Here is a 24,056-nt window from a genome sequence, read left to right as displayed (position 1 = left end):
TGATTTCTTTGGGTTATATATTAGTTCACTAATACACAAAGAGACTGTTTATGACATGAGTCACAAACAGTCTCTTTTATATAACTTATACTTTTTTTAAGATAATACTTTCTTTTCAAAACGTATAATATCTACGTCCGCTCCAATAATGATTAACACATCATTAAGTATTAGATTTTCATCGGCCTGTGGAGAAACTATAATATTATTCCCTCGTTTAATCGCCACAATATTAATGCCATATTTTGCACGGATATCTAAATCAATAAGTGATTTACTTGCTATTTTCTCATTGACTCTTATTTCCATAATAGAATGTTCATCAGAAAGTTCAAGATAGTCTAATACATTGTTGGAAAGAATATTGTTTGCAATTCTAATACCCATATCTCTTTCAGGATGTACTACCTGATCTGCTCCAATTTTTCTTAACACCTTTTCATGGTAATCATTTTGTGCTTTGACTGTAATTTTCTTAACGCCAATCTCTTTTAGCATTAAGGTAGTCAAAATACTAGATTGAATATCGTCTCCAATAGCAACAATAACATGTTCAAAATTTCTAATACCCAATGATTTCAGCACAGCTTCGTCTGTTGTATCAGCAACTACCGCCTGAGTGGCAATGGTCGCAAACTCATCTACACGTTCAGATGCTATATCAATTGCCATAACATCTGCTCCTTGATCAATCAGCTCTCTGACAATACTACCACCGAATCTACCTAAACCGACTACAACAAATTCTTTGTGCATCCTAAATGCCTCCTACATATCTAATGCGATAAGTTTAACATATCCAATCCTTTAATTGATAGAGAATTTAATCATTATTTTACGTTTTCATTTATAAGCATTAGCAGCCTTTTTTCTAACATCATCATTCCTTTTTCGCCTGCTTGCATATGCCTTAATAGCCCTTTCTTATCAAACAAATAAAAAGATGGAACTACTCGATTTTGAAATTGATTGGTCACGATTAGTTCATGATCCAAATAAATAGAATCCTTCATCCTTCCTCGTTGAATTGCATCTAGAATAGGCTTCTCGAATAAGTCATCTCTAGATCTTGGCATATGAATGCCTACTACATGAAAACTTTCCTTATATTTTTCTTTCCACAATCTAACGTTATTATATGCTCCTCCACATAATGAACAGCTCACTGACCAAAAGTAAACTAGGACGGGCTTTTCCCCTATTAGTCTGTCATTGTTTATCTGTCCATTTATCCATCTCGGATCCATTGGAAATGACGGTAATTTAGTACGTAACTTCACTGCCTATATCCCTTCTTTCTTTCAGCATTCATTAGTATATGCATTCTTCAAAAATAGCGTTTGTTCTGTTAAAGAAAAAAATTTTGATATTCCTCAAATAAATTGTTAAAGTAAACTTTAAGTTGTGTTAAAATAAACTTTGTCTGAAAAATACTAGTTTATTTCCGAAGGAGCCTAAAAATATGCAAATTGGGAAAAAAATTAAACAGTTGCGCTTAAAAAAAGGACTGACACAAGAAGAATTAGGTGAAAGAACCGATTTAAGTAAAGGTTTTATATCTCAATTGGAAAGAGATATAAACTCTCCTTCTATCGAAACATTGTTTTCAATCTTAAACGTCCTAGGTTCCAAGCCAAAAGATTTTTTTGATGACGATGATCATTCTCGCACGAAAGTGTATTACCCGAAAGAAGAACAAACTATTTACTTGGATGATGAAAAAAAGTACAAGCTTCATTGGCTAATTTCAGAATCCAATGAAAATGAAATGGAGCCAGTACTAATTTCATTGGATATTGGGGGACAATTTAAACAATTCGAACCTTCTCTTTCCGAGACTTTCATATACGTGCTACAAGGGAAAGTGACACTCACTATAGGTAAACAAAACTATATAGCTACAGCTGGTGAATCACTTTATTTTGATGCTTCAGATAATCATCTGCTACAAAATGCAGCGGAAGAAATTTCAAAGGTAATCTATGTCGTTAACAATTCTTATTTGTAAGATACTTAAATAACAATGGAGGTATATTATGTCTGACAATACTATTATTCGTTTTGAAAATGTGACAAAATCATATGATGCAGAAACGACCGTATTAAAAAATATCAACTTAGAGTTAGAGCGAGGGAAATTTTATACTTTACTAGGTCCATCTGGTTGTGGGAAAACAACAATTTTACGTTTAATCGCTGGTTTTATGCAACCTACAAGTGGAAGTATTTACTTTAACGGCAAACTCATTAATAATGTCCCCGCCAATGAAAGACAGGTAAATACAGTATTTCAAGATTATGCGTTATTTCCCCATTTAAATGTATTTGAAAATGTAGCATTCGGTCTTCGCATTAAAAAGCTTGGCAAAAAAGTAATCGAACAAAAAGTAATAGAAGCTTTGAAATTTGTTAACTTAGTAGGTTATGAAAAAAGAGAAATTGCTGAAATGTCAGGCGGACAAAGACAACGTGTAGCAATTGCACGTGCCATTGTAAATGATCCTGAAATCATTCTATTGGACGAGCCCCTTTCTGCATTAGATTTAAAATTACGTTCTGAAATGCAATATGAGTTACGTGAGCTTCAACAAAGACTTGGCAAAACTTTTATATTCGTAACACATGACCAAGAAGAAGCATTGGCAATGTCTGATGAAATTTTCGTGTTAAATGAAGGCGAAATTGAACAAAGTGGTACTCCAATGGATATATATGATGAGCCGATTAATCGCTATGTAGCTGACTTTATCGGAGAGTCAAATATTGTTTCTGGTACAATGGTCGCTGATTTCCGCGTAAAAATTGGTGACAAAGAGTTTGAATGTGTAGATCAAGGACTAAATCCAAACGAAAAAATAGATATCGTCATTCGTCCAGAAGATTTAGAAATAACAGCTGTTGATAAAGGGAAAATGAAGGTAAAAGTAGATACACAATTATTTAGAGGAGTTCACTATGAACTTTCTACTTACGATGATGAGGGAAATGAATGGCTAGTACATTCTACGAAAAAAGCAGACGTTGGTGCTTCTATTGGTTTAGATTTCGACCCGGAGGCTATTCACGTTATGCGTTTAAATGAAACAGAAGAAGAATTTGACAAACGTCTCGAGTCTTATGGAGAAGACGCATATGCAAACTAAAACTACCAAAGCATTTTATTTAATACCTTATTATGTGTGGATTGTATTATTTGTTGTTGCTCCCATTGCTCTAATTGCATATTATTCCTTTTTCGATTTAAGTGGAAACTTCACTTTAGATAATTATCAAAACTTTTTTACTTCAGTTTACTTAAAGTTAACCTTGAGTTCGTTTTGGTATGCATTTCTTATAACTTTTTTTACTTTACTTATTGCATATCCAACAGCATATTTGCTAACAAAAACACGACATAAACAGCTTTGGTTGCTGTTAATCATCATTCCCTCTTGGATAAATTTATTATTGAAAACTTATGCTTTTATCGGAATTTTTGGTTTATATGGTCCTGTAAATGCATTTCTAAATGTATTTGGGTTGGAAGAAACACAAATTTTATTTACAGATTTTAGTTTCGTTTTTGTATCAGTCTATATATTTATCCCATTTATGATTTTGCCTATTTTTAATTCATTGGATAAGTTAAATCCTTCCTTAATGGATGCTAGTCGAGATTTAGGTGCATCTAGCTGGACGACATTTTCAAAGGTGATTCTACCATTAACTATTAATGGGGTAAAAGCTGGAATTCAAGCTGTATTTATCCCTTCCCTTTCGCTATTCATGATTACTCGATTAATCGCGGGGAATAAAGTTATTACTTTGGGTACAGCTATTGAGCAGCAATTCTTAGTTACCCAAAACTGGGGAATGGGTTCCACAATCGCCGTTTTCTTAATCATCTTTATGGTAATTATAATGATCATTACTGGTCAACGTGATAAGGGGGCCTATGCAAATGGAAAAAACAAGTAAGTCAGCGAAGTTTTACTTAGCCCTTGTATTTATCGTTTTATATACGCCTATCTTATATCTGATTTTTTACTCGTTTAATAGTGGTGGAAATATGAATAATTTTGAATCATTTACTTGGGAACATTATTCTGCTGTCTTTTCAGATACTCGTTTGATCATGATACTTCTCAATACAGTAATTGTTGCTTTACTTTCTGCATTAATAGCAACAATAGTTGGTGTATTTGGTTCAATCGGCATTGTATTTATGCGAAACAAATCACTGCGCAGATCTATCCTTTCTTTAAATAATGTATTAATAGTAAGTCCCGATGTTGTTATTGGTGCATCGTTCCTAATACTATTTACAGCTATTGGGGTAAAACTTGGATTTGCATCCGTATTAATTTCTCATATTGCATTTAGTATACCCATTGTTGTATTAATGGTATTACCGAAGCTACAAGACATGAATAGTACGCTCATTGATGCAGCAGCAGATCTTGGCGCATCCAAACGTGATATTCTGACACGCGTAATTATCCCTTTTGTTAAACCTGGAATCTTCGCAGGATTTTTTATGGCCTTAACATATTCTCTTGATGATTTCGCAGTTACTTTCTTTGTTACAGGAAATGGCTTTAGCACACTTTCAGTTGAAATTTACTCCATGGCAAGAACTGGTATTACGTTAACGATTAATGCTTTATCGGGAATCATATTTATAGTGACACTAGTTCTCGTGGTTGGGTATTATTTTGTTAGCCAACGCGGGAAAAACCCTGTCGGAATGGGGGTTCGAAAATGAAAGAAATAACTAGAGCAACTTTAGCCATTGTTGTCGTTTGTATCATTTTGTTTGGTGTCAATAAATATTTAAACCAAAGCTCTGGCAATGCCAGTAGTGATACATTAACTATCTTTAACTGGGGTGAATACATCGATCCCGATTTGATCTCTCAATTTGAAGAAGAATCAGGTTATCGTGTTGTGTACGAAACATTTGACTCCAATGAAGCAATGATGACAAAAATAGAACAAGGCGGAACTTCTTATGATATTGCGGTACCTTCAGAGTACGCAATTGAAAAGATGAAAGAAAATGATCTATTGCAAGAAATTGATCATTCTAAAATTCCGAATCTAAGCAATATTGATCCATACTTTTTAGACTTAGCATTTGACCCTAAAAATAAATACTCCATTCCTTATTTCTGGGGAACAGTTGGAGTTGTGTTCAATCCTTCTCTTCTAGACGGACAGACCTTTGATAGCTGGGAATCACTTTGGGACCCATCTTTAGAAGGTGAAGTGTTACTAGTAGACGGTGCACGTGAAATTATTGGGATGGGATTAAATAGTCTCGGTTATTCCCTTAACTCTACGGAAGAAAAAGAATTGCTGGAAGCTACGGCGAAACTGAAGGAATTGACTCCAAATGTAAAAGCAATTATCGGAGATGAAGTAACTCAGCTAATGATAAATGAAGAAGCTTCCGTAGCTATTACTTTCTCTGGGCAAGCAGCTGATATGATGTGGGAAAACGAAGGATTAGATTATTCAGTCCCTGAAGAGGGATCGAATCTTTGGTTCGATAATATGGTTATACCTAAAACTGCTGCAAATGTGGAAGGTGCTCATGAGTTTATCAACTTTATGTTAGATGCAGAAGTTGCCGCACAAAATGCAGATTATGTTGGATATTCTATCCCAAATACCGCAGCAATTGAGTTAATGGATGAAGAAGTAACTTCTGATGAGCGATTCTATCCTCTAGAAGAAGCTAGAGAAAATCTAGAAGTATATAAAAACCTAGGTCTTGAAATGCTTGGTAAATATAACGAACTATTCTTAGAATTTAAAATGAGCGCTAACTAAATGGGAGAGTCGTCATAGTGACGGCTCTTTTTATTGCGTAGAAATTATATAATAAATTACCATATACACTATTTTAATGATTGAAAGAGAGAATGAATGAATAATAATACTACTGGTTTCTATTTCAGTGGCCGCTTTCCGCAGGGGGAGCGGAGCGAGCGAATCGGCTGAAGCTGTGCCCACGGAAAGCGTTGCTCGCAGCGGAAATCAACGGCATATTTTTAGAGGATTGGGCGTCTTTTTTCTCAGTTTTTTTTATGTTAAATATTATATAATTCGTTACTCGAAAGTTTTTATTCTTTTAGGAATATGGTAGAATCTATAGACGCATAAAAGTAATTACAGAAAGCAGGAGTATTATGGCGAAGAAAACAAATAGTTCGGCATTATATATTTTAATGTTCAATATGTTTATTGCTATGTCGGGGATAGGATTAGTAATTCCAGTAATGCCTCAATACCTAGAAACCTTTGGTGTTGCAGGTCAAGCTCTCGGATTTATTATAGCTTCCTTTGCCTTAGGTCAGTTTCTATTTTCCCCACTTGCAGGTGACCTATCTGATAAACTGGGACGAAAAAAACTAATTATTGTAGGATTGGTCATTTTTTCGGCATCTCAATTATGGTTTGGGTTAGCTACATATGAATGGATGTTGTATGCTGCACGATTTATAAGTGGTATTGGGGGAGCCTTTTTAATACCAGCCACTATGGCATTTGTTGCAGATATTACTACATTAGAAGAGCGTGGGAAAGGAATGGGATTCTTAGGAGCTTCTATGTCACTAGGCTTTATGATTGGACCAGCGCTTGGAGGATTTTTAGCAAGTGTAAGCTTATCGTTCCCATTTTACATGGCATCTTTAGCAGCTTTGATTGCAGGAATAATATCTTTAATCATTCTACCCGATATTAAAAATACTGTTTCCGAAATACCGTCGGAGCCTAAAAAGCGCGAAAACATCATCACACAGATGAAAAATTCAGTGAAGACACCTTACTTCATGATGTTAATCATAATTTTTGTTTTCACTTTTGGAATAGCAAACTTCCAAACGACGTTCTCATTATATGTAGATCATAAGTATAACTATACTCCACAGGATATTGCTGTTGTCTTAACAGTTGGTGGGTTTATAGGTGTCATCGTGCAAACATTAGTAGTGGAGAAACTATTTAAACGTTTTGGCGAATTAAATGTTATCTTAGTCAATTTGGTTGTTGCTGCAATAGCTTTTCTACTATTCTTTGTAGTAGACGGCTTTGCACTTGTATTACTTGTCGCATCTATCTTCTCTACTGCAACTACACTCATCCGACCAGCAGTAAATACAGTAATTTCTAAAATGGCTGGTAATGAGCAAGGATATGCTGCTGGTATGAATAATGCTTATATGAGTTTAGGAAGTATGATTGGACCAGCGCTAGCAGGGATGTTTTTTGATATTAATATAAGCTATCCGTTCATTGTAGGATCTATCATACTACTAGCTTCGTGGGCTATCACACTTATATGGATTAAAAGAAAAAAACCGATAATTTAATTTCGAATTAACTTATCAATACTCTTTCTCGGAAGTGAAATTTTAAGGATGCTTGATGGTTATGACTTCTGTCACAACCATCAAGCATCCTTTTTGGGTAATTTTATGCCTTATCTCTTTTTCTTTTCTCTAACTAGTTTCCCCACGTAGGTTGTAGTCGTATTTACTGGCTCCGCTTTTTTACCAGATCTTTTGAACGGAGAAAGCAATAAGTGGAAACCAAATCTTCTTATTGTAATATCAAAAAAGAACAAGAAGATAGCTAACAATAGAAGAGACTGTTGAATAGATTGTTTCTCTGAACTAGAGAGTTGCATTTCTCGGAAAGCTTCAGATGGTTCGGTTAGCATCTTTCCATTTGTTCTACTTGTAATCATCTCCAGAATTGCTGTATTCGGCTTTTGTATTTTGTATTCCTCGCTATAAGGAACGGAAATACCTGCCTGGTAAACAGCATCTTGTTCATTGGAAATTCGGAAAAACACTAATCCTGGTTCACTATCTATTGTTACCCTTGCTTTACCTGGTGCAATTGCTTCAGATGTAACAGAAACCTCTTCGCCTTTTTCATTGACAACTGCTACGTCCAAAAATGATGACTTTCCTGACGGATCTGTAACAGTAAAGGATTCATCCGAGGACTTTTGAATAGAAAAAGGCACCTCACTATATGCTGGTAGTAACCTGGAGACTGCTGTATTCCAAAAATCTCCCCAATTAGCCCATCTCGCTAGGTCACCACTCCATTCACCAGTGGAATCCGATGTAAAAGCAATTGTGCGACCGAGTCCATACATCCATTCAGCTAATACCGGATCCTCTTTTTCACTTTCAACAACAACGGAAGCTGTTTGTTTAGGTGTTGTGGCAATATAGGCATTCATTTGAGGAACTCCTTCTGCAAACAAACTTGTCCATGCAGCATCTCCAAAAATAGTGGGATAGAACGGATTATCTTCAATATAGGTTCTTGAGATAATTGCTGTCTCGGTGGACATTATAGCAGGAATAGTAGATTCATCTTGGACATCGTAGAACGTGCCCCCTCCCATTTCTGCTAAACTTTCTAGTAAAGATCTATCCGCATCTTGCCCAACTGCAACAGTGGAGACTGTTATTAATCCCTCTTTACCACCTTCTATCAACGTTTGATAGTCATTGTTGGTAGCTGACTGACCATCTGTCAACAAGATAATATGCTTTCGCTGAAGTTTAAGAGGTGATAAATTTTCGTATGCTAGCGCTAAGCTCGTATAAATTTCTGTTCCTCCGCCTGTCCCTACAGATAGTATGCTTTCTACAGCTGTTTCTTGGTCATTCAATGGAGCAGTCTCAATTATTTCCCATGGTCGATCATCAAAAGCGATAAATCCGAGTGTATCTCCTTCTCGAAGCATTTCTACAGAACGCGCTGCTGCTTCCTTCGCATATTCTAATTTTGTTCCACTCATACTACCTGACCTATCCATAACGATGATTAACCCCAGTGAAGGCAGTTGTTGCTTTCCTTTTATCTCCATCTCCACTGGTAATAATCGCTCAATAGGACTCTTAAAATAGCCTCCTAAGCCAAAGCTGTTTTTCCCTCCGACCATCATAAAGCCTACACCAAAGTTTTTCACAGCCTGTTCAATAACCATCATCTTCTGTTCACCGACGACATGACCAGGTACATTATCAAATATAATCGCATCATATGATAAATAATTTGATAAATCAAAAGGCAGGACACCTGCATCTATAACATCCGTTGTAATCGCTTGTTGATCAATGACTGTGGCAATATTAGAAGAATTACCGTCATGCGTAACTATTAGAAGTCGTGGAGAACTCTCTACATTTGTGACACTTGTCAACTTGTTATTCTCTATTAGTCCATCCTCGGCCAGCACAACTTGTACTTCATATTTAAGTAATCCTTCGCCCTTAGATGCATTTCTAAATGTATACGTATTAGTGCCAGGTTCTACATTTATTTGTTCGCGCGTGAGTAGCTGATCATTTTGATATAGAAGTAACTCGGCCACTGCTTCACTTGTGGCATCAAGGGTAACATTTAATTGTTGCTGTTCTCCTTCAAAAGCCACAGGCGGCGTCTCAAAGGAAGTTATAGCGACATCTTCCGATGACAGTCGAGCCATTTGAACAACATCTATCGTGACATTCCCTCCTGCGATTTTCACAATTTCATCACTAACAGATCCAATTGTTTCTATCCCATCTGTAAAGAGGACAATTCTTGTAGCTTTGTTTGGCTCAATAATACCTGTTGAAAGCTGCAGGGCTTTCGCTAAATCTGTATTACTTGGATCTGACATAGGAGTGAAAACTGGTAAATTCACTTCTCCCGTTGTTAGCGCTACTTCCGTTTGAAAATTCTCTGCAAATGTATAAACACCTACTAAATGGCTCATTTTTTTAGATTTTAAACTTTCATCTACCCACTCCGTTATTTGTTTGTCAGTTCCTTGTAGAGAAGCAGAGCGATCTACCAAAAACAGAACCTGCTCTTCTTTGATAGGTAACAAAAGGTAGGGATTAGTAATTCCTAATATTAAGCACAGAATAGCCAGTATCCGTATACTAAAGACTACTTTCCCCTCTCGCTTAAAGATTTTCTTATCTTTTCGCCAAGTCCAAAGAAAATAAAAGCCAATAGGAATTAATAGTAAAAGCCAAAGTGGTTGGTCAACTCGTAAATCCACGTCTTCTTTGCACCTCCCACTCTATTACAAATAGTAAAATTAGTAATATTAATATAAATGGAACAAAGGAATTGGCTTGATAGTCTTCATCAGCATTCATCTGTTGTCCATTCACTTTATATGAAGTACCTTTTTCAATTACTTTTTCCTCTTGAGGCAATATGACAGAAAGATTCTTCTCAGCATCTTTCGAACGTAGAACATATATGCCTGGTTTATTTGGTGCTACAAACTTCCCACCATTTTCAATAGCATACTCATATTCATCATTCATCGTATAAATTTCCCACTCGTCCAAAGCACCAAGAGATAAAGGCTTTCTCTCGTTAGGAGTGAATGTTCCTAAATAATCACTTCCTGATGAAAGTTGCTCCTTTACACTCCACATAAATAGTGGAAACGTAGGACTCAGTGGCCAATCTGTCATTTGAATATCTGCAAGAATAATAATATTTCCAGATGGTGAGGTTTGGATGAATGGATCATCCCCTACAGAAGCAATAGTAGTATAGCCCTCTATAGGCGGATACACTGAACTCACATATATGTCCCTTAAATCAGCAAAAGCAAATAATGGAGATTCAGTTGTCTGAACGTTTCCATTTACTTCCTTTGGTATAGCATCGTTCCTGCCTATATATAAGATTGGCCTTTCATCCTCTATATTTACGCCAAACTGATTGGTGACCATCATACCTTCATCCTTCAACAAACCAACTTGCTCTGGAGGAACACTACTCACTTTAATGTCTAATGACTGAAAAGCAGTTCGAACTAGCGAATGTATGGTGCTATCTATGAAAACATTAGACAATTGATCCTGCATGAATATAATATTTTCATTATCTAAAAGGTAAGAATCTTGGATGTCTATATTTGCTTTTAAATAACTTGAATTGACTAGTTCATCAAAAGATAATGTAATCGTTTCTTTTGGCGGTAAATTGACAACTTCCGTTACTAATATTTTCTCTTCATTGGATATCGTCAGCTCTGTTGTACTCTCTTTTTCTGACTGATTTTCAATTTGAACTAGTGTAGAAATTCCATTTGCTGTTTCTGTTGCACCAAATCTTTTAATAGATGCATTGGTAACCTCAGTTGTTAAAGCTTCCACATTCCAGCTTACATTTTCATGTTGCAACGGAAGAGATTGCCTTTTTAAATCATCTGTAAAAATATACACAGAGGTTGCTTTATCTTGAAAAAAGGATTGGGTAAAATCAAGAGACTTTGACATATTTTCTGCTTCATAGCTTATCTCTAGTTTATTTATCTCTTTAATCATTTGCTCTGTATTCTTTTCTTGCCTCAATAGGACAACTGGCTCATTTCCCGTTGTGATTAATGTTAAGGGCTTACCCGATAATTCCTCGACTAACTCAAGCATTTTACTTCTATGCTGTTCAAAAAGAGAAGTAGCGTTATTTACATTTACTTTCATCGTTGCAGAAGTATCTACGACAAACACAATCTGTTCCCCAGCAATCGATTTTGTTTTCCAATACGGTTGAAGTAATGCTAGAACCAGCAAAAGCATGGCGAGCATTTGTAAATAAAACAAAGCATTCCGCTGCAAATGTTGTAAATATGGGGATGCCTTTGTTTCCTTCATTGCCTCCTGCCAAAACAGTGTAGAGGAAACAGATTTTTTTACATATTTTTTTCGAAAAAAATAATATAAAAGCACAGCAATTGGGAAAATGGCTGTCCAAGAATATATTAACTGATTAATACCCAAACCTATTCACCTCATTGCACCCAATTTGCTCTTAATAATTGTTGAAACATTGTATGTGATATTCCTTCATGTGCATTTACCTGCAGTATTTTAATACCAAACTTATGACAAAGTAGTTCTAATCGTTGTTGATGCTCTTTTCTTTCTCGATGAAATGATTCAAGTACCCTGGTGGAAATCGAGACATTTACTTGTTCCAACGTTTCAATATCTTCTAATTGAACATCCCCACCGTATGATGGAGCGAGCTCCTCATCAGTGACTACTTGTAATATTCGAATATCACCAGCGAATTTTGGCAATTTCTGTAGAAATCGTTCCCATGACTCAATACTTTCTAAACAATCTGTAATCACAAACAATACAGTACTATCTTTAGGTAAAAAAGGAAGTGCATTATCTGTAAAAGTGGAAGTCATTGCTGGTTCGTCTATGTCAGAAATAGTTTGAACGAACGCTTTTCGGTAGGTTGCACCCTTTCTTCTAAAGGGCGGCTTTTTGTCTTCATTAACAGCTGAAAAAGATAATCGATCATCTCTCTGTAATACAAGAATTCCTAAAGAAGCAGCTAATTGCTTAGCAAAGTTCCATTTCAGTGAATCTCCCATAGACTTAGTCGTATCAAGTAAGATATGCACTCGCATTTCTTGTTCGTCTAAAAAACGTTTAATAAAATACTTGTCTGTACGTGCATAAACATTCCAATCTATTTGCCGTACATCATCACCTGGCGAGTATTCGCGAAAATCCGAAAAATCTAGAGATGCACCAAAACGCTGAGAACGGTGGGAGCCTTTATGTTGGCCTCTGAGATTCGATTTAGTTGAGATGGATAATCTACTTAGCTTACCTGCCCAATCCTTTGGTACTAATTGTTCACTACTCATACAACTTGTCCTTGTTTTACTGTTTGTAAGATAAGATCGATTAGTGCATCTGCCGTTTTACCTTCTGCTTCCCCTTCATAATTGAGTAATAAACGATGTCTCAATACCGGTTTAGCAACTGTTTTAATATCCGCTATCGACACATGATATCTCCCAGCAACCAATGCTCTCGCTTTGGCTAACTTTATGAGACTTTGTAATCCACGAGGACCACTTCCATATTGAACATATTGTGCTATTTCTGGGATGCTTGCTTCCTCAGGATGCGTTGCGGCAATAATATCTACTGCATATTCCAACATATCATCTGCTATAAGTACTTCCTTTACCATTTGCTGTGCACGCACTATTTCTTCTGCGTTCATTACTTTATTCAGTTGAATCGTTAACCCACCTGTCGTGCGTTTTGTTATTTCCATTAACTCGGCTTTAGAAGGATATGCTACTAATATTTTACATAAAAAACGATCCATTTGAGCTTCTGGTAAAGGGTAGGTACCTTCCATTTCAATTGGATTTTGAGTTGCAAGGACGAAGAAAGGTCGGTCCATTTGTTTAGTGTCACCGAGCACGGTAACTGTTTTTTCTCCCATAGCCTCTAACAGTGCACTTTGTGTTTTAGGTGTGGCGCGATTTATCTCATCAGCTAACACCATTTGGCTAAAGATTGGTCCCTTTTGAAAGGTAAATTGTTGTTTACCATTTTCTAATCTTTCAATCATACTAGTACCAGTTATATCAGATGGCATTAAATCAGGCGTGAATTGAATACGTGAAAAGGATAAATCTAACACTTCCGAAACTGTCCGTATGAGCATTGTTTTACCCAATCCGGGTAATCCCTCGAGGAGGGCATGCCCATCAGCCAACACACAATAAATGGAGAATTCAACAGCCTCCTTTTGACCAACTATAAATTGACCTATTTCCGTTCGAACATCATCTAAACGCTTACTCATATCCATATAGTCTTCTGTTGTATAAGTCATGTTTCCCCTCCGTTATTCTCTTTTTTCAACTGATGAAAAGTAATCTTGAACGATTCTTTGTAAGTCAGCTGGTAATTGCATGCGCTCGGAACTTTTTATATAAGACTCCGAATAATCATTAACTACCTCTTTATATGGTCTTGATGAGCCGCGTGTTATAGCAGTATCCGCTGGTTGTTCACTAGCAGAATTTCCGTCTCCAAGTCCACCTGAATCGACTGAAGTTTTCCCGTTTCCACCAATCCTTGTAGGTATAGACAGTAAATCTCTACTTCCTGAACCTAAACCTGCGCCTGACCCTGTTCCTTGGCCTTGACCCTGTCCTTGGCCTTGACCCTGTCCTTGTCCTTGTCCTTGTCCTTGTCCCTGTCCCTGGCCTTGGCCTTGTCCCTGGCCTTGTCCCTGTCCCTGTCCCTGGCCTTGACTTTGACTTTGACTTTGACTTTGACTTTGACTTTGTCCTGCGCCAGAATTAGGTGGATTTTTTCCCTGCTGCCCATTTTTATTGCTTGAAGATTGCGAACTATTATTTTGAGCTACCCCAGCACTGTATGGTAAAGATTTCCCCATCTTACTTAGTGTAGTTCGAGAATTTGATGCACTTTTAGCTAGTGCATTATTAATATCCTCTAACGAAGCGAGTTCTTTTTGCTCCTCGGTACTTAAAGAGGATTCAGACGTCCCTTCTTGTTCGGCTACCTTTTTCTTTTCTTCTAGCTTCTGTTCTTTTAGTGCTAATTCTTTTTGCTTTTTCACCACTTCACGCAAAGTTTCTTCTGCTATATCTAAATCTTTAAGTTTTTCTTTAAGATCATTCAATTCTTTTTTTACTGGCTTTGACAATTCCTTTTTCTCAAGCTTACTTACTTCTTTCTTTAGTTCCTTTACAATCTCTTTCTCTTGTTCCAAATCCTTAGCTTCTAATTGCGTTGCAGCTGGGAATACATACAAACTGAGAACCGCTGCAAAAGCCAAAACAAGCCCTATAATCCATTTGGGCTTAAAGTATTTTTTGTCACGCTTCTTAAAAAGAAGGAAAGCACTCTCACTGTTTGTTTCTGCTTTGCATATTAATCCTTTAGCAAGAAGAGATTTCCCCTCTAGAAAACTTAAAGCACTTACAAGTAAATTATCAACAAAATATGCGTCCAACTTTTGTACTGCTTCTCCACTTGAGGGTCTTTTCCAAAAACCATAAAGATAAGTGCCTATAAAAACAGAACTTCCAACAATGATGGAAGTTCTTAAATAATATGGAAAGACAAATAAACGAGATACCAATAGGATAAGCGCAGTGGCACTAAAACCATAAAAGAGGGCCGCTTGGAGCATTCTGACATAATGCTCCATAGCTAGACTATTTCTTGCCCTTTGGACGTATCTGATCAGTTTTTTCGGAGTAGTCATCCATTTGTCCTCCTTATTTTGTCCGTTTCATATTTACTCGTAATTTTTTCACCGATATGAAAATTGATATTACTGTAATACAAATATAGAAGATGGCGTAGCCTGCCCAAATAGGGAAATCGACCTTCGTTGTATCTGTTATAAATGTATCTGACCCTGGTGATATAAGTGTTAAGACGAGGACCACCGGATTTATACTCGCAAAGAAATGCCCGAACGGGGAAGATGCCATCGAACCAGCTACCATGCTGTTCATTCCTGTAATTACTAAATAAATAAAACCCGTCACCCCACTTAAGAAAATCATTGTTCCATATGTTGCAATCATAGAAACAATCGTCTTACGAATGATGGTCGAGTACATAATTCCAATACTTCCAATAGCAAGCATCGTTAAAAAGAAAAACAAGAATATAATTCCTAATTGACCTGGTGATACCCCACCGAATAAGAAAACCATACTATAAATAGGTAATCCGGCTATTAATAATAGTAATAAAAAGGCAATAGATGACGTTAATTTGCCCGAAATAATTTGGAAAGAAGTTTGTGCGGTCGTTAATAATATATTCAATGTTTGTTTCTCCCGCTCTGAGCTAATAGCACCTGCCGTTAAGCCTGGAGTGATGAAAAGTATTAAACCTAATTGTATATAAGTAAGCATTGCAAACATAAAAAAGCTTTCTTCTGGACGGAAATATCCAGTTCCTGTAAATTGAGTTGTTAGTAAAATAAATCCAAAGACAAAAATACACATAGCAATTAAATAAAATAGAATTCCTACAAAACTTTTTGGGGAACGAAAGCGCAACTTTATTTCCTTTACCAATACCGGGTTAGAAAACACCTGCTTCATTTATTTCGCTCCTTTCGTTATTTCCATAAAGACATCCTCAAGATCCGTTTCTGTCTCGGCGAAGGAAATAATTCTAATCGAATGGTCCATTGCCTTTTTAAGTAAATCGATTTGATCGTCATCAGTCCCTCGATAATTGAAGGTCACTGAATTTTTATCCGTGTGTAATTCCACAGAAGAGACAAAAGGATCCTCTTCAAAAAAAGTAGCAACATTTTCTAATAATCCTTTTACTTTCACCGTAATATGTCTTTCTCCTGCAAGCTGAGCTTGGATATCTGCAACGGAGCCATGCGCGATCAGTCTTCCCCCATCTATTACACCTATTTCATCACACATTTCCGCTAACTCCGGTAATATATGGGAGGATATAAGAATCGTTTTTCCCATTCCTTTTAGCTGCTTTAAAATATCTCTCATCTCTACCCGCGCTCTTGGATCAAGTCCAGAAGCTGGTTCATCCAATATAAGAACCTTTGGATCATGTATCAATGCTCGTGCAAGGCATAAGCGTTGTTTCATCCCTCGTGAAAGTAAATCCACATATTCATAACGCTTATGAGTCAAGTTCACTAGTTCGAGCAACTGTGGAATTAATACTTTTCTTTCCGCTTCAGAAATCCCATAACTAGCGCCATAAAAATCTAAATATTCATTTGCTTTCAACTGATCATACACTCCAAAAAAGTCAGGCATATAACCAATTTGTTTACGTACTTCACTTGCATCTGTCCTTACACTTTTGCCATTTACAATGGCGTCACCAGAGGTTGGTTGCAGTAATGTAGCCAGTATAGAAAAAGTGGTCGATTTCCCTGCTCCGTTTGCACCTACGAAACCAAATACAGTGCCTTCTTGTAGCGTTAAATTTAGATCATTAAGTGCAAAAAATGAGCCGTATTTTTTAGTTAATCCTTTAATTTCTATCATTGCTTCACTTCCCCCTTCATACGCACTTCTGGAAGTCGTGTATATGGATCGCCTTGTACTGATTTTTTAATTAATTTGTATTGGATTACTCCTGATTGATCGATATACGTATTAATATTTTCATTTAAAGTAAATCGACTTTCTGTAATCTCTTCAAAAGATTTTGTTTCTAAGTTCCAAATTTCAATAGTATGAGAATTTCGATCTGTATTCGCTATCTGTAACTGCGTCCAATTCACCTTATCTAAAGGAAGTGTGTCTGGAACTTTCCAGTGCACATTATATTCTCCATCATCTAAATACCACTCGAAGTTATTGCCTTGGACTGGTTCCATGTATTTACCGAATTGCTCGGTATTTACAACTACTGAGAACGTATTAGCTGGGAGTGTAAATTCACCAGAGAAAATAGTAGTAGCTGTGAAAGGTTGAATAACTAAATGCAAGGCAGAAAGCTCCACTTTTTTATCCTTCAATTCAACTGGAAGAATATTATCTTCTGCAAAACCAGTTATAGCAGGTGTTGAATTTGAATTATTTAACATAAGACTTGATGAATAAAGTGCTTGCTTACGTTGTGTTATTAGATCCATTTGATTTGCATTATATGTTCCATAGCTTGCACTAGCGTATGGGTTAGAAATGGGCATTAACATAACGGTACCCAAATCCTTATTTATCTCTATTTTTTCTCCAGCAGCCATGTCACCTAACTTATATAGCTTACTACCCGACCAAATAGAAACATCCTTTAAGCCAAAAGGAAAATTACTTTGAACTGTACCATGTATTTTACTAGAATCTACTGTTAAATCTACATTAAAGTTACCTACGTCTTGCAATTGGGTCTCCCCAAATAAGGAAGATACAGACCAATAACCAACATCACGGAAGATCAGTTCACTCTTGGCTGCATGTTTTTCCATAATAGCATTTTCATGCACATTTGCAGTTTGACCTGTTAATGAGTTAGTACCTCTTTTTGCAACCATCGTAGTAGTATTTGGCGCTTCAAAAGTGAAATCTCCACCTTTGTTACTCAATATAGATTCAGCATAATATCCTTGTAGGCTCTTATCTTCATTTACTTGAAGAAACGATGATTGCTGAACTTGCGGCCTTGCTATTCGATCCTTGGCGCCGTATCCAAAAATAGCCAGGGATGCAATTATTGCAGTGAGAGGAATGATACCCCAAGCATACTCACGCTTATCTTTTCTTTTCAAAATAATATATAACAGTGGAACTATTATGATCATATAAAATACGACAATTCCAATCATTAGTGGTGTAGATACCTTAAAGGAACTAAATAACGAATTCGTTTCCCCTAGATTGTATACAAGCTCGTCTTTCATATTATAACCATACATACTTTGTGTATTTTTCACTTGAACTGACTGCAATATAGTAGACATTAAGTCATTATAAACGGGATCATCTGCCAATGGTGCATCCCCTAGTGAAAAAGTGGTTTGGATGATTGTTCCTCTTCCCAATTGTTTCTTGCCAGCTAGTATCATCCCATCGAGTTGGACTAGTGGGGTAGACCCATTGTTTAAAGTCGCATCATATAACTTTAAATCATTAGTCAACAAGCTCCCTGTTAATGCACTTAGATTCTGAGGAGTAATACTTTGTGTTGTCGTATGTAAGTTTAGTGGTAAATAGTCAGCTAGATTTCCAAGCTCACCTATTACATTATCAGAGGCTCCAATTACTATTATTCCGCCTGACGATACATAATCGATAAATGCTTGCTGTTGTTGTTCCGTTAAATCAGCAATTACAAACTCATCGATAATAATATAATCTGCCATTTCCCAAGCAACCCCTTCATCAGGTAACGTAAAGTTACTCTGCTGGGCTACATGGATAATTTCGTTGTTCACCTGATTTGGTTGTTTCAGTTGAGTGAGAAACTTTAAGCGATCTGCACTTTCCGTCAATGTTAAATAGAAAGTAGTTGCAGGGTCTGAAAAATTTGGTTTCACCGTCTTATTTCCTTTGTAGGCAATAGATTTCCCTTTTTCCCATCCTCCTTCAAAAAAGTGAATCAACTGAACACTATTTCCAGAATACATATAGTCTTCCGATAGCCCACTTACTGCAATTTGGATAGTTTTTGTTTCCCCTGCGCCAATTTCAAAAGGAATAGACTGGGCATTTCCTAAACGATAGGATTCCGCTAAATCTAGGACAATGTCACCTGAAAATGCATCTCCCTTGTTTTCTACGGTTAGAGTTATAGGCAATCCTTCCCCATATTTTGCTTTTCCATTAAACCCAGTTGTTACTTTTACATTTAGTTCAGGTTCAGGTGCAGCTAAAGCTTCTAATGATGGCGTAAATATTAAATAAAATATTAATGCTGAAATAACCACCACAAACTTTTTAATATACATCTTTTTCCCCCCTTGTCTATATATGTATTAGTACGTTAATGGTATCGTTAGGTTCCATTATTGAAAGTTATTTGCATGTTTTTTTACAATTTCGACAAAAGCATTAACCTGGGGTAAATTGAAAGCCGCATCATAGCCGATTAACCATGTATCTCTTGTCAATTCAAATTGCTCTTCATTATTCGTTAATGGTATTTTGTTGACATCTTCATGACCCGTTAAAGTGATCGACGGTAGAATTGCATAACCTATTCCATTTAGCGCCATTTGCTTACAAGTTTCAATTTGATCGACAATAATTTGCCTTTTCGGATTAACCGTAAAATGTTTTTGCCACCATTGTTGAATTTCCTGGTAGTAGTTAGAATCACTTTTAAATTGAATAAAGGGCTTATCCGTCGTCAACACTTCCTCTATCGACGTCATCTCCTTGTCCACCAAATATAAAGTATCTCTAAACAAATGAATCTTATTTCCCTTCCAGTCAGATTGGCCACGCACTATGCCAATCTGCGCCTCGCCATCATAAATAGATTTCACAATTTCTGAGCTCCATCCGGTCAATAATGAGATTTTCGCTTCTGGATAAGTTTGTACAAAGTCTTTTAATACTTTTGGCAGCCAATTTTGTCCAACGATCGAAGCACATGCAATTTTCAATGTCCCATGTACTTTCGATGATAAGGATTGAATTGCTTCAAATACTTCTTCTCTTTGTTGAAGCATCTGGTTAGCAAACTCAATGACAAGTTCCCCCTCTGGCGTAACCGTTAGACCTTTTTGTGATCTCAAAAAAAGCTTAGTATTCCACTCTTTTTCAATTGTTTGCAGCCTAAGAGACAATGCCGGTTGAGACAAAAACAGTCTTTCCGCTGCTTTTCTCATATTTTGTTCCTCAGCTAATGTACGAATTATTAAAAAATCTGTTACCATTTGCTTACCTCTTTTCGGATAGGATTATTTTAAGCTTTATACGCTTATAAGAAAAAACGGATAGAAGCTCCCGGTACAGTACTATAAATCCAAGGGCACCACTTCGGCGGGATGAGTGAGACAAATGAGATATTGTAGCGACGGTTATTGATCATCGCTCCACCTGAACAAAAATCCTTAGTATTTATTCTCATATGGTCATAAACTCTATGTTCAAATGTATACTTTCCTAAAAAAAGAAGGCCAACTAGGATTGGCCTTCCCTTCTAACTGTTTAAAATTTTATTGTGCTTGATAAAGATACTTTTTCATTTGCTTTAAAATAACTCTTCTTGTTAAAATCCCCAAAAAGGTCTTCTCATCATCTACGACACATATATACGGGTTATCTACTAATAAATCCAACCCTTTTTGAAATTTTTCATCTACATGAATAACCGCGATGTCTTTTTTCATAATATCGTCAACTTTTAAATCTGGTAAACGTTCATATTCAATATGTTCTAATCCTAAAATTTCATCCGTAATTTGTTGAGAGCTTATTAACCCCTGAAGTCTATATTTTACATCTAATACTGGAATCGAAGAATATCCAGTTTTAGTAAGTACAAGTAAAGCATGTTCTGCGTTATTTCCTAATTGTACATGTGCAACCTTCTCTGCAGAAATAATGAATTCCAAAATAGGAATTTGTAAAAAGTCTTTGCTGCTCACAGTTATCATTGCATCCTACTCCTTTGTTTGCTTTCATCATAAGAAAACACCCTATGTAACTATCATAGCATATTAAAGGAATAAAAAAACCATGTAATCGCTTACTTTTATGTTAGAAAGGATTAGGATTCAACCATTGCCCGCCATCTAACGTAACAATCTCTCCATTCATATATGAAGCCTTGTCGGATAATATAAATGTTGCGAGTTCTGCAATCTCCTCTGGTTTTCCAAGTCGGCCCAGTGGTACTGATTGAAGTGTTCGTTTCGCAGCTTCTTCAGATTCCCATAGTTTTCCTGCTCCACCAGTACGTTCGATAGGTCCTGGGGCTATACCATTTACACGGATACCATATTTACTTCCCCATTCAACCGCTAAAGTTCTTGTTAACGACATTACCCCAGCTTTTGCAGCAGCTGAATGGACAACTCCTGCTCCTGCCCCCCATGCATATGTAGCAAGCATATTTAAAATAGAACCTTTACTCCCCTTGCTAATCCAATAGTTTCCAATAGCACTTGAACAATAGAAAGAACCATTAAGTACGATATCGATTACTGCTTTCCAACCATTAGGGGAAAGTTTTTCAGCTTCTACTATAAAATTACCCGCTGCATTATTAACTAAACCATCAATATGGCCAAATGTTTGATCTGCAAATTGAATCATTGCTTCTACATGCTCAGGCTCACGAACATCCATTTGGAAGTACGCTATATTACTACCATATGCTTCTATTTCCTTTTTAGCGCTCTTCAACTTTTCTAAATCTCGGCCAGTTATGACTACATTTGCTCCTTCTGAAACAAATTTCATCGCCATGTATTTTCCCATCCCGTTTGAACCACCAGTAACTATTATCGTCTTCTCTTTTAACAATATAAACACCCCTTTTAAATTGAATGAACATTCACTCATTATATTATCATAGATAATAAAAAAAAGCCGTAAATTCTCTAAACGAATTTACGGCTTTGTGCGTTGCATATAAGATTCATTGATATGTTCAATTGAGACAGGTTTACTGAACAAATAGCCCTGAGCTTTTTGGCAATTTGCCGCTTTGAGAATTTCTACTTGTCGATCCTTTTCCACTCCCTCAGCAATTACTTCCATCCCTAAGTTGTGCGCAAGTTGGATAATAGTTCTAGCAATAGCTGCATTTTTATCGTCTAATTCCATATCTTTGATAAAAGATTGATCTATTTTAATAATATCAATAGGATATTTCTTTAAATAACTTAGTGAAGAATAACCAGTTCCGAAGTCATCAATTGAAATAACAACTCCTATATTCTTCAGTTCTTTTAAAGTAGAAAAAGTATCTTGCATATCGGTCATAGCACTCTCGGTAATCTCCACTTCTAACGAACTCGGACTGATACCATACTTTTGTATTTTTTCGTTAATCTTTCTAGCGAAGTTATCTTGGATAAACTGTTTTGGCGATATATTTACTGCGATTCTAACTGGGCGATAGCCTTTTTCTTGCCAATACTTTAGCTGCTTACAAACTTCTTCTAGCACCCATTCTCCTATTTGCATAATCATTCCTGATTCTTCTGCAAGTGGTATAAAATTCATAGGGGATACATATCCAAACTTCCTATTATTCCAACGAAGTAATGCTTCAAACGAATTTATCTCACCAGTTACTAGATTAACTTGCGGCTGGTAATGGATAGAGAATTCTTCCTTCTCAATTGCTCTTCTTAAATGTGATTCCATTAATGCATCATTAGGAAAAGCTAAGTTCATTTGTTCTTGATAGAAACGGTAATGTGCCCTTCCTCTATCTTTAGCAATATATAATGCTTGATCTGCTTTGATAAGTAACTCATCCATTTTTTTCCCATCATAGGGGAACATCGAAATCCCAATTGAAGCCGTGACGAAATATTCTTGATGGTCTAAGTATAAAGGTTTAGAAAGTTCTAATAATATATTCTCTGCAAAGTCACTAGTTTCGTCTCTAGATTTACCAACCGCTATAAAAACAAATTCGTCGCCACTTTGTCTATATAAATTACTGGATTTATCAATATATAATCCAAGTCGATCTGCAATTTTCTTGAGCAATTCATCACCGTAATTGTAGCCAAGTGATTCATTTATCATTTTAAAACGATCTAAATCTATCCTAACTACTGAAATTTCAGTTCCTGACATTGCATTCACCACATTATCTTGTAAATGTTCCTTCAATGCACGTCTATTCCACAAGCCAGTAAGGTGATCATGATATGCAAGATAATATAGCTGTTCTTGTTCATCAGATTCTGCGGTTGTATCGCGCAGAACTAAGTGAAAAGTAGTCACAATATTATTTTTTTCCAGTGGGATAGCCTTTATATACATCGGTATATAATGCCCTTTAACATGCTGTATTAAGCAACTTTGCATTTCTGTAGGATAGCCTGTTAATGTTTGTTTCATCATTAACTGGAAATTTCTCCTCGAATTTTCGTCTATTAACATTTCAATAGATTGTCCTACTAAGTCTTTTGGATTATACCCTAAAATTTTTGAAGTAGTACCGTTTAGATCGAGGATCTCTCCATTCTCAAAAACGGATATGACGGGGTCCAAATTATTATTAAAAAGAGACAGATATTTATCTTTAAACTCTTTTAAAATACTTATTTCTTTCTCCTCGTTCGTCATATCATACATTGTCACACTATAGATCGGTTCTATTCCATCTTCTAGTAGGACAATGGTTATATCATATGTAAATAAATTTTTATGTATAGTAAAAGGTATATTTGGATAAAGCTTATGCTTACTATTATTGACAAGCATAGGTTGTAATTGGTTTAACACTACTTCTAATGTGCTTTGATCTAACGGATTTAAAATTGAAGTAGCAGCATCATTTACATAAATTAATGAAAATTTATTTTGTTCCTCTTTTTTCAACAAAAATGTTGGAATCAAAGGATTTTCGTCGATAATCTTTATTAAATAATCACTGATAGCTAAATTTTTATTTGATGAATTATGCATATAGTCCTCCAATGATTACATAAAAGTACTTGATATATAAATAACTTTACTTCATTTTATCGGTTTGTTCACTACTTTCTTTAGGATAATTATTCAAATATATTTATTTTTCACTATTCTTTTG

General features: G+C 36.1%; 20 protein-coding genes. 6 read left to right on the top strand and 14 right to left on the bottom strand.

The features are described from left to right. Nucleotides 1–96: 96 nt before the first annotated feature. Nucleotides 97–756 (bottom strand): potassium channel family protein, encoded by a 660-nt coding sequence (locus tag MHI47_RS05210; RefSeq protein ID WP_093535450.1) that lies wholly within the window; start codon nucleotides 754–756, stop codon nucleotides 97–99. 74 nt (nucleotides 757–830) lie between these two features. Next, the gene (locus tag MHI47_RS05205) at nucleotides 831–1,280 is read right to left on the bottom strand and encodes a TlpA family protein disulfide reductase (RefSeq protein WP_340829933.1); all 450 of its coding nucleotides are present in this window, start codon (nucleotides 1,278–1,280) and stop codon (nucleotides 831–833) included. A gap of 182 nt (nucleotides 1,281–1,462) precedes the next feature. Here MHI47_RS05205 and MHI47_RS05200 point away from each other — a divergent pair, with 182 nt between their 5' ends. From MHI47_RS05200 to MHI47_RS05175, 6 genes are all read left to right on the top strand, one after another. After that, entirely contained in the window at nucleotides 1,463–2,008 is a 546-nt protein-coding gene (locus MHI47_RS05200) for a helix-turn-helix domain-containing protein (RefSeq protein ID WP_093535454.1), read from the top strand. A 28-nt stretch (nucleotides 2,009–2,036) separates the two neighbouring features. Next, nucleotides 2,037–3,143, top strand: a complete 1,107-nt coding sequence (locus MHI47_RS05195; RefSeq protein WP_340829931.1) for an ABC transporter ATP-binding protein — start codon at nucleotides 2,037–2,039, stop codon at nucleotides 3,141–3,143. Next, the gene (locus MHI47_RS05190) at nucleotides 3,133–3,957 is read left to right on the top strand and encodes an ABC transporter permease (RefSeq protein ID WP_093535458.1); all 825 of its coding nucleotides are present in this window, start codon (nucleotides 3,133–3,135) and stop codon (nucleotides 3,955–3,957) included. Before MHI47_RS05195 ends, MHI47_RS05190 begins: the two co-directional genes overlap by 11 nt. Continuing rightward, the gene (locus MHI47_RS05185) at nucleotides 3,941–4,744 is read left to right on the top strand and encodes an ABC transporter permease (RefSeq protein WP_093535460.1); all 804 of its coding nucleotides are present in this window, start codon (nucleotides 3,941–3,943) and stop codon (nucleotides 4,742–4,744) included. The genes MHI47_RS05190 and MHI47_RS05185 overlap by 17 nt, the downstream gene beginning before the upstream one ends. After that, nucleotides 4,741–5,814 carry an ABC transporter substrate-binding protein gene (locus MHI47_RS05180; RefSeq protein ID WP_340829929.1) on the top strand — a complete coding sequence of 358 codons (1,074 nt, stop codon included), beginning with the start codon at nucleotides 4,741–4,743 and terminating at the stop codon, nucleotides 5,812–5,814. The genes MHI47_RS05185 and MHI47_RS05180 overlap by 4 nt, the downstream gene beginning before the upstream one ends. Before the next feature lie 359 nt (nucleotides 5,815–6,173). Further along, on the top strand, nucleotides 6,174–7,358 hold the full coding sequence (locus MHI47_RS05175) for an MFS transporter (protein WP_340829928.1): 1,185 nt from the start codon (nucleotides 6,174–6,176) through the stop codon (nucleotides 7,356–7,358). A 110-nt stretch (nucleotides 7,359–7,468) separates the two neighbouring features. Here MHI47_RS05175 and MHI47_RS05170 read toward each other — a convergent pair whose 3' ends face one another. The 12 genes from MHI47_RS05170 to MHI47_RS05115 form a co-directional block, all read right to left on the bottom strand. Then, the gene (locus MHI47_RS05170; RefSeq protein ID WP_340829926.1) at nucleotides 7,469–10,063 is read right to left on the bottom strand and encodes a VWA domain-containing protein; all 2,595 of its coding nucleotides are present in this window, start codon (nucleotides 10,061–10,063) and stop codon (nucleotides 7,469–7,471) included. After that, entirely contained in the window at nucleotides 10,047–11,804 is a 1,758-nt protein-coding gene (locus MHI47_RS05165; protein ID WP_340829924.1) for a vWA domain-containing protein, read from the bottom strand. Before MHI47_RS05165 ends, MHI47_RS05170 begins: the two co-directional genes overlap by 17 nt. A gap of 11 nt (nucleotides 11,805–11,815) precedes the next feature. Then, complete coding sequence (locus MHI47_RS05160; RefSeq protein ID WP_340829922.1) at nucleotides 11,816–12,691, bottom strand: DUF58 domain-containing protein; 876 nt, start codon at nucleotides 12,689–12,691, stop codon at nucleotides 11,816–11,818. Beyond that, nucleotides 12,688–13,680 (bottom strand): AAA family ATPase, encoded by a 993-nt coding sequence (locus MHI47_RS05155; RefSeq protein WP_340768645.1) that lies wholly within the window; start codon nucleotides 13,678–13,680, stop codon nucleotides 12,688–12,690. Before MHI47_RS05155 ends, MHI47_RS05160 begins: the two co-directional genes overlap by 4 nt. A gap of 12 nt (nucleotides 13,681–13,692) precedes the next feature. Next, complete coding sequence (locus MHI47_RS05150) at nucleotides 13,693–15,087, bottom strand: hypothetical protein (protein ID WP_340829921.1); 1,395 nt, start codon at nucleotides 15,085–15,087, stop codon at nucleotides 13,693–13,695. Nucleotides 15,088–15,100: 13 nt separating this feature from the next. Further along, a complete protein-coding gene (locus MHI47_RS05145; RefSeq protein WP_340829919.1) occupies nucleotides 15,101–15,943 on the bottom strand; it encodes an ABC transporter permease in 843 nt (280 codons plus the stop codon). Continuing rightward, a complete protein-coding gene (locus MHI47_RS05140; protein WP_093535476.1) occupies nucleotides 15,944–16,873 on the bottom strand; it encodes an ABC transporter ATP-binding protein in 930 nt (309 codons plus the stop codon). It lies immediately after the preceding gene. Further along, nucleotides 16,870–19,278, bottom strand: coding sequence for a hypothetical protein (locus MHI47_RS05135; RefSeq protein WP_340829917.1), 2,409 nt, complete (start codon nucleotides 19,276–19,278; stop codon nucleotides 16,870–16,872). The genes MHI47_RS05140 and MHI47_RS05135 overlap by 4 nt, the downstream gene beginning before the upstream one ends. A gap of 57 nt (nucleotides 19,279–19,335) precedes the next feature. Then, nucleotides 19,336–20,211, bottom strand: coding sequence for a LysR family transcriptional regulator (locus MHI47_RS05130; RefSeq protein WP_093535480.1), 876 nt, complete (start codon nucleotides 20,209–20,211; stop codon nucleotides 19,336–19,338). A gap of 282 nt (nucleotides 20,212–20,493) precedes the next feature. Next, nucleotides 20,494–20,934: a cyclic-di-AMP-binding protein CbpB gene (gene cbpB, locus MHI47_RS05125; protein WP_093535482.1), complete on the bottom strand. Its 441-nt coding sequence runs from the start codon at nucleotides 20,932–20,934 to the stop codon at nucleotides 20,494–20,496. A 103-nt stretch (nucleotides 20,935–21,037) separates the two neighbouring features. Continuing rightward, nucleotides 21,038–21,805 (bottom strand): 2,4-dienoyl-CoA reductase, encoded by a 768-nt coding sequence (gene fadH / locus MHI47_RS05120; protein ID WP_093535484.1) that lies wholly within the window; start codon nucleotides 21,803–21,805, stop codon nucleotides 21,038–21,040. An 87-nt stretch (nucleotides 21,806–21,892) separates the two neighbouring features. Then, nucleotides 21,893–23,932, bottom strand: coding sequence for a sensor domain-containing protein (locus tag MHI47_RS05115; protein WP_340829914.1), 2,040 nt, complete (start codon nucleotides 23,930–23,932; stop codon nucleotides 21,893–21,895). Between the last annotated feature and the right edge of the window lie 124 nt (nucleotides 23,933–24,056).

This window comes from Psychrobacillus sp. FSL H8-0487, from assembly GCF_038008385.1.
Classification (GTDB): domain Bacteria; phylum Bacillota; class Bacilli; order Bacillales_A; family Planococcaceae; genus Psychrobacillus; species Psychrobacillus psychrotolerans.
The sequence above is the reverse complement of the archived record's forward strand: the minus strand, read 5'-3'. Positions and strand labels throughout refer to the sequence as shown.

What these genes read in the sequence shown, in the direction of transcription:
- MHI47_RS05195 (WP_340829931.1), top strand. Translation starts at nt 2,037, where the DNA reads ATGTCTGACAATACTATTATTCGTTTTGAAAATGTGACAAAATCATAT.
- MHI47_RS05200 (WP_093535454.1), top strand. Translation starts at nt 1,463, where the DNA reads ATGCAAATTGGGAAAAAAATTAAACAGTTGCGCTTAAAAAAAGGACTG.
- MHI47_RS05140 (WP_093535476.1), bottom strand. Translation starts at nt 16,873, where the DNA reads ATGATAGAAATTAAAGGATTAACTAAAAAATACGGCTCATTTTTTGCA.
- MHI47_RS05150 (WP_340829921.1), bottom strand. Translation starts at nt 15,087, where the DNA reads ATGACTACTCCGAAAAAACTGATCAGATACGTCCAAAGGGCAAGAAAT.
- MHI47_RS05130 (WP_093535480.1), bottom strand. Translation starts at nt 20,211, where the DNA reads ATGGTAACAGATTTTTTAATAATTCGTACATTAGCTGAGGAACAAAAT.
- MHI47_RS05185 (WP_093535460.1), top strand. Translation starts at nt 3,941, where the DNA reads ATGGAAAAAACAAGTAAGTCAGCGAAGTTTTACTTAGCCCTTGTATTT.
- MHI47_RS05180 (WP_340829929.1), top strand. Translation starts at nt 4,741, where the DNA reads ATGAAAGAAATAACTAGAGCAACTTTAGCCATTGTTGTCGTTTGTATC.
- MHI47_RS05160 (WP_340829922.1), bottom strand. Translation starts at nt 12,691, where the DNA reads ATGAGTAGTGAACAATTAGTACCAAAGGATTGGGCAGGTAAGCTAAGT.
- MHI47_RS05190 (WP_093535458.1), top strand. Translation starts at nt 3,133, where the DNA reads ATGCAAACTAAAACTACCAAAGCATTTTATTTAATACCTTATTATGTG.
- MHI47_RS05210 (WP_093535450.1), bottom strand. Translation starts at nt 756, where the DNA reads ATGCACAAAGAATTTGTTGTAGTCGGTTTAGGTAGATTCGGTGGTAGT.
- MHI47_RS05175 (WP_340829928.1), top strand. Translation starts at nt 6,174, where the DNA reads ATGGCGAAGAAAACAAATAGTTCGGCATTATATATTTTAATGTTCAAT.
- MHI47_RS05145 (WP_340829919.1), bottom strand. Translation starts at nt 15,943, where the DNA reads ATGAAGCAGGTGTTTTCTAACCCGGTATTGGTAAAGGAAATAAAGTTG.
- MHI47_RS05135 (WP_340829917.1), bottom strand. Translation starts at nt 19,278, where the DNA reads ATGTATATTAAAAAGTTTGTGGTGGTTATTTCAGCATTAATATTTTAT.
- MHI47_RS05155 (WP_340768645.1), bottom strand. Translation starts at nt 13,680, where the DNA reads ATGACTTATACAACAGAAGACTATATGGATATGAGTAAGCGTTTAGAT.
- MHI47_RS05115 (WP_340829914.1), bottom strand. Translation starts at nt 23,932, where the DNA reads ATGCATAATTCATCAAATAAAAATTTAGCTATCAGTGATTATTTAATA.
- cbpB (WP_093535482.1), bottom strand. Translation starts at nt 20,934, where the DNA reads ATGATAACTGTGAGCAGCAAAGACTTTTTACAAATTCCTATTTTGGAA.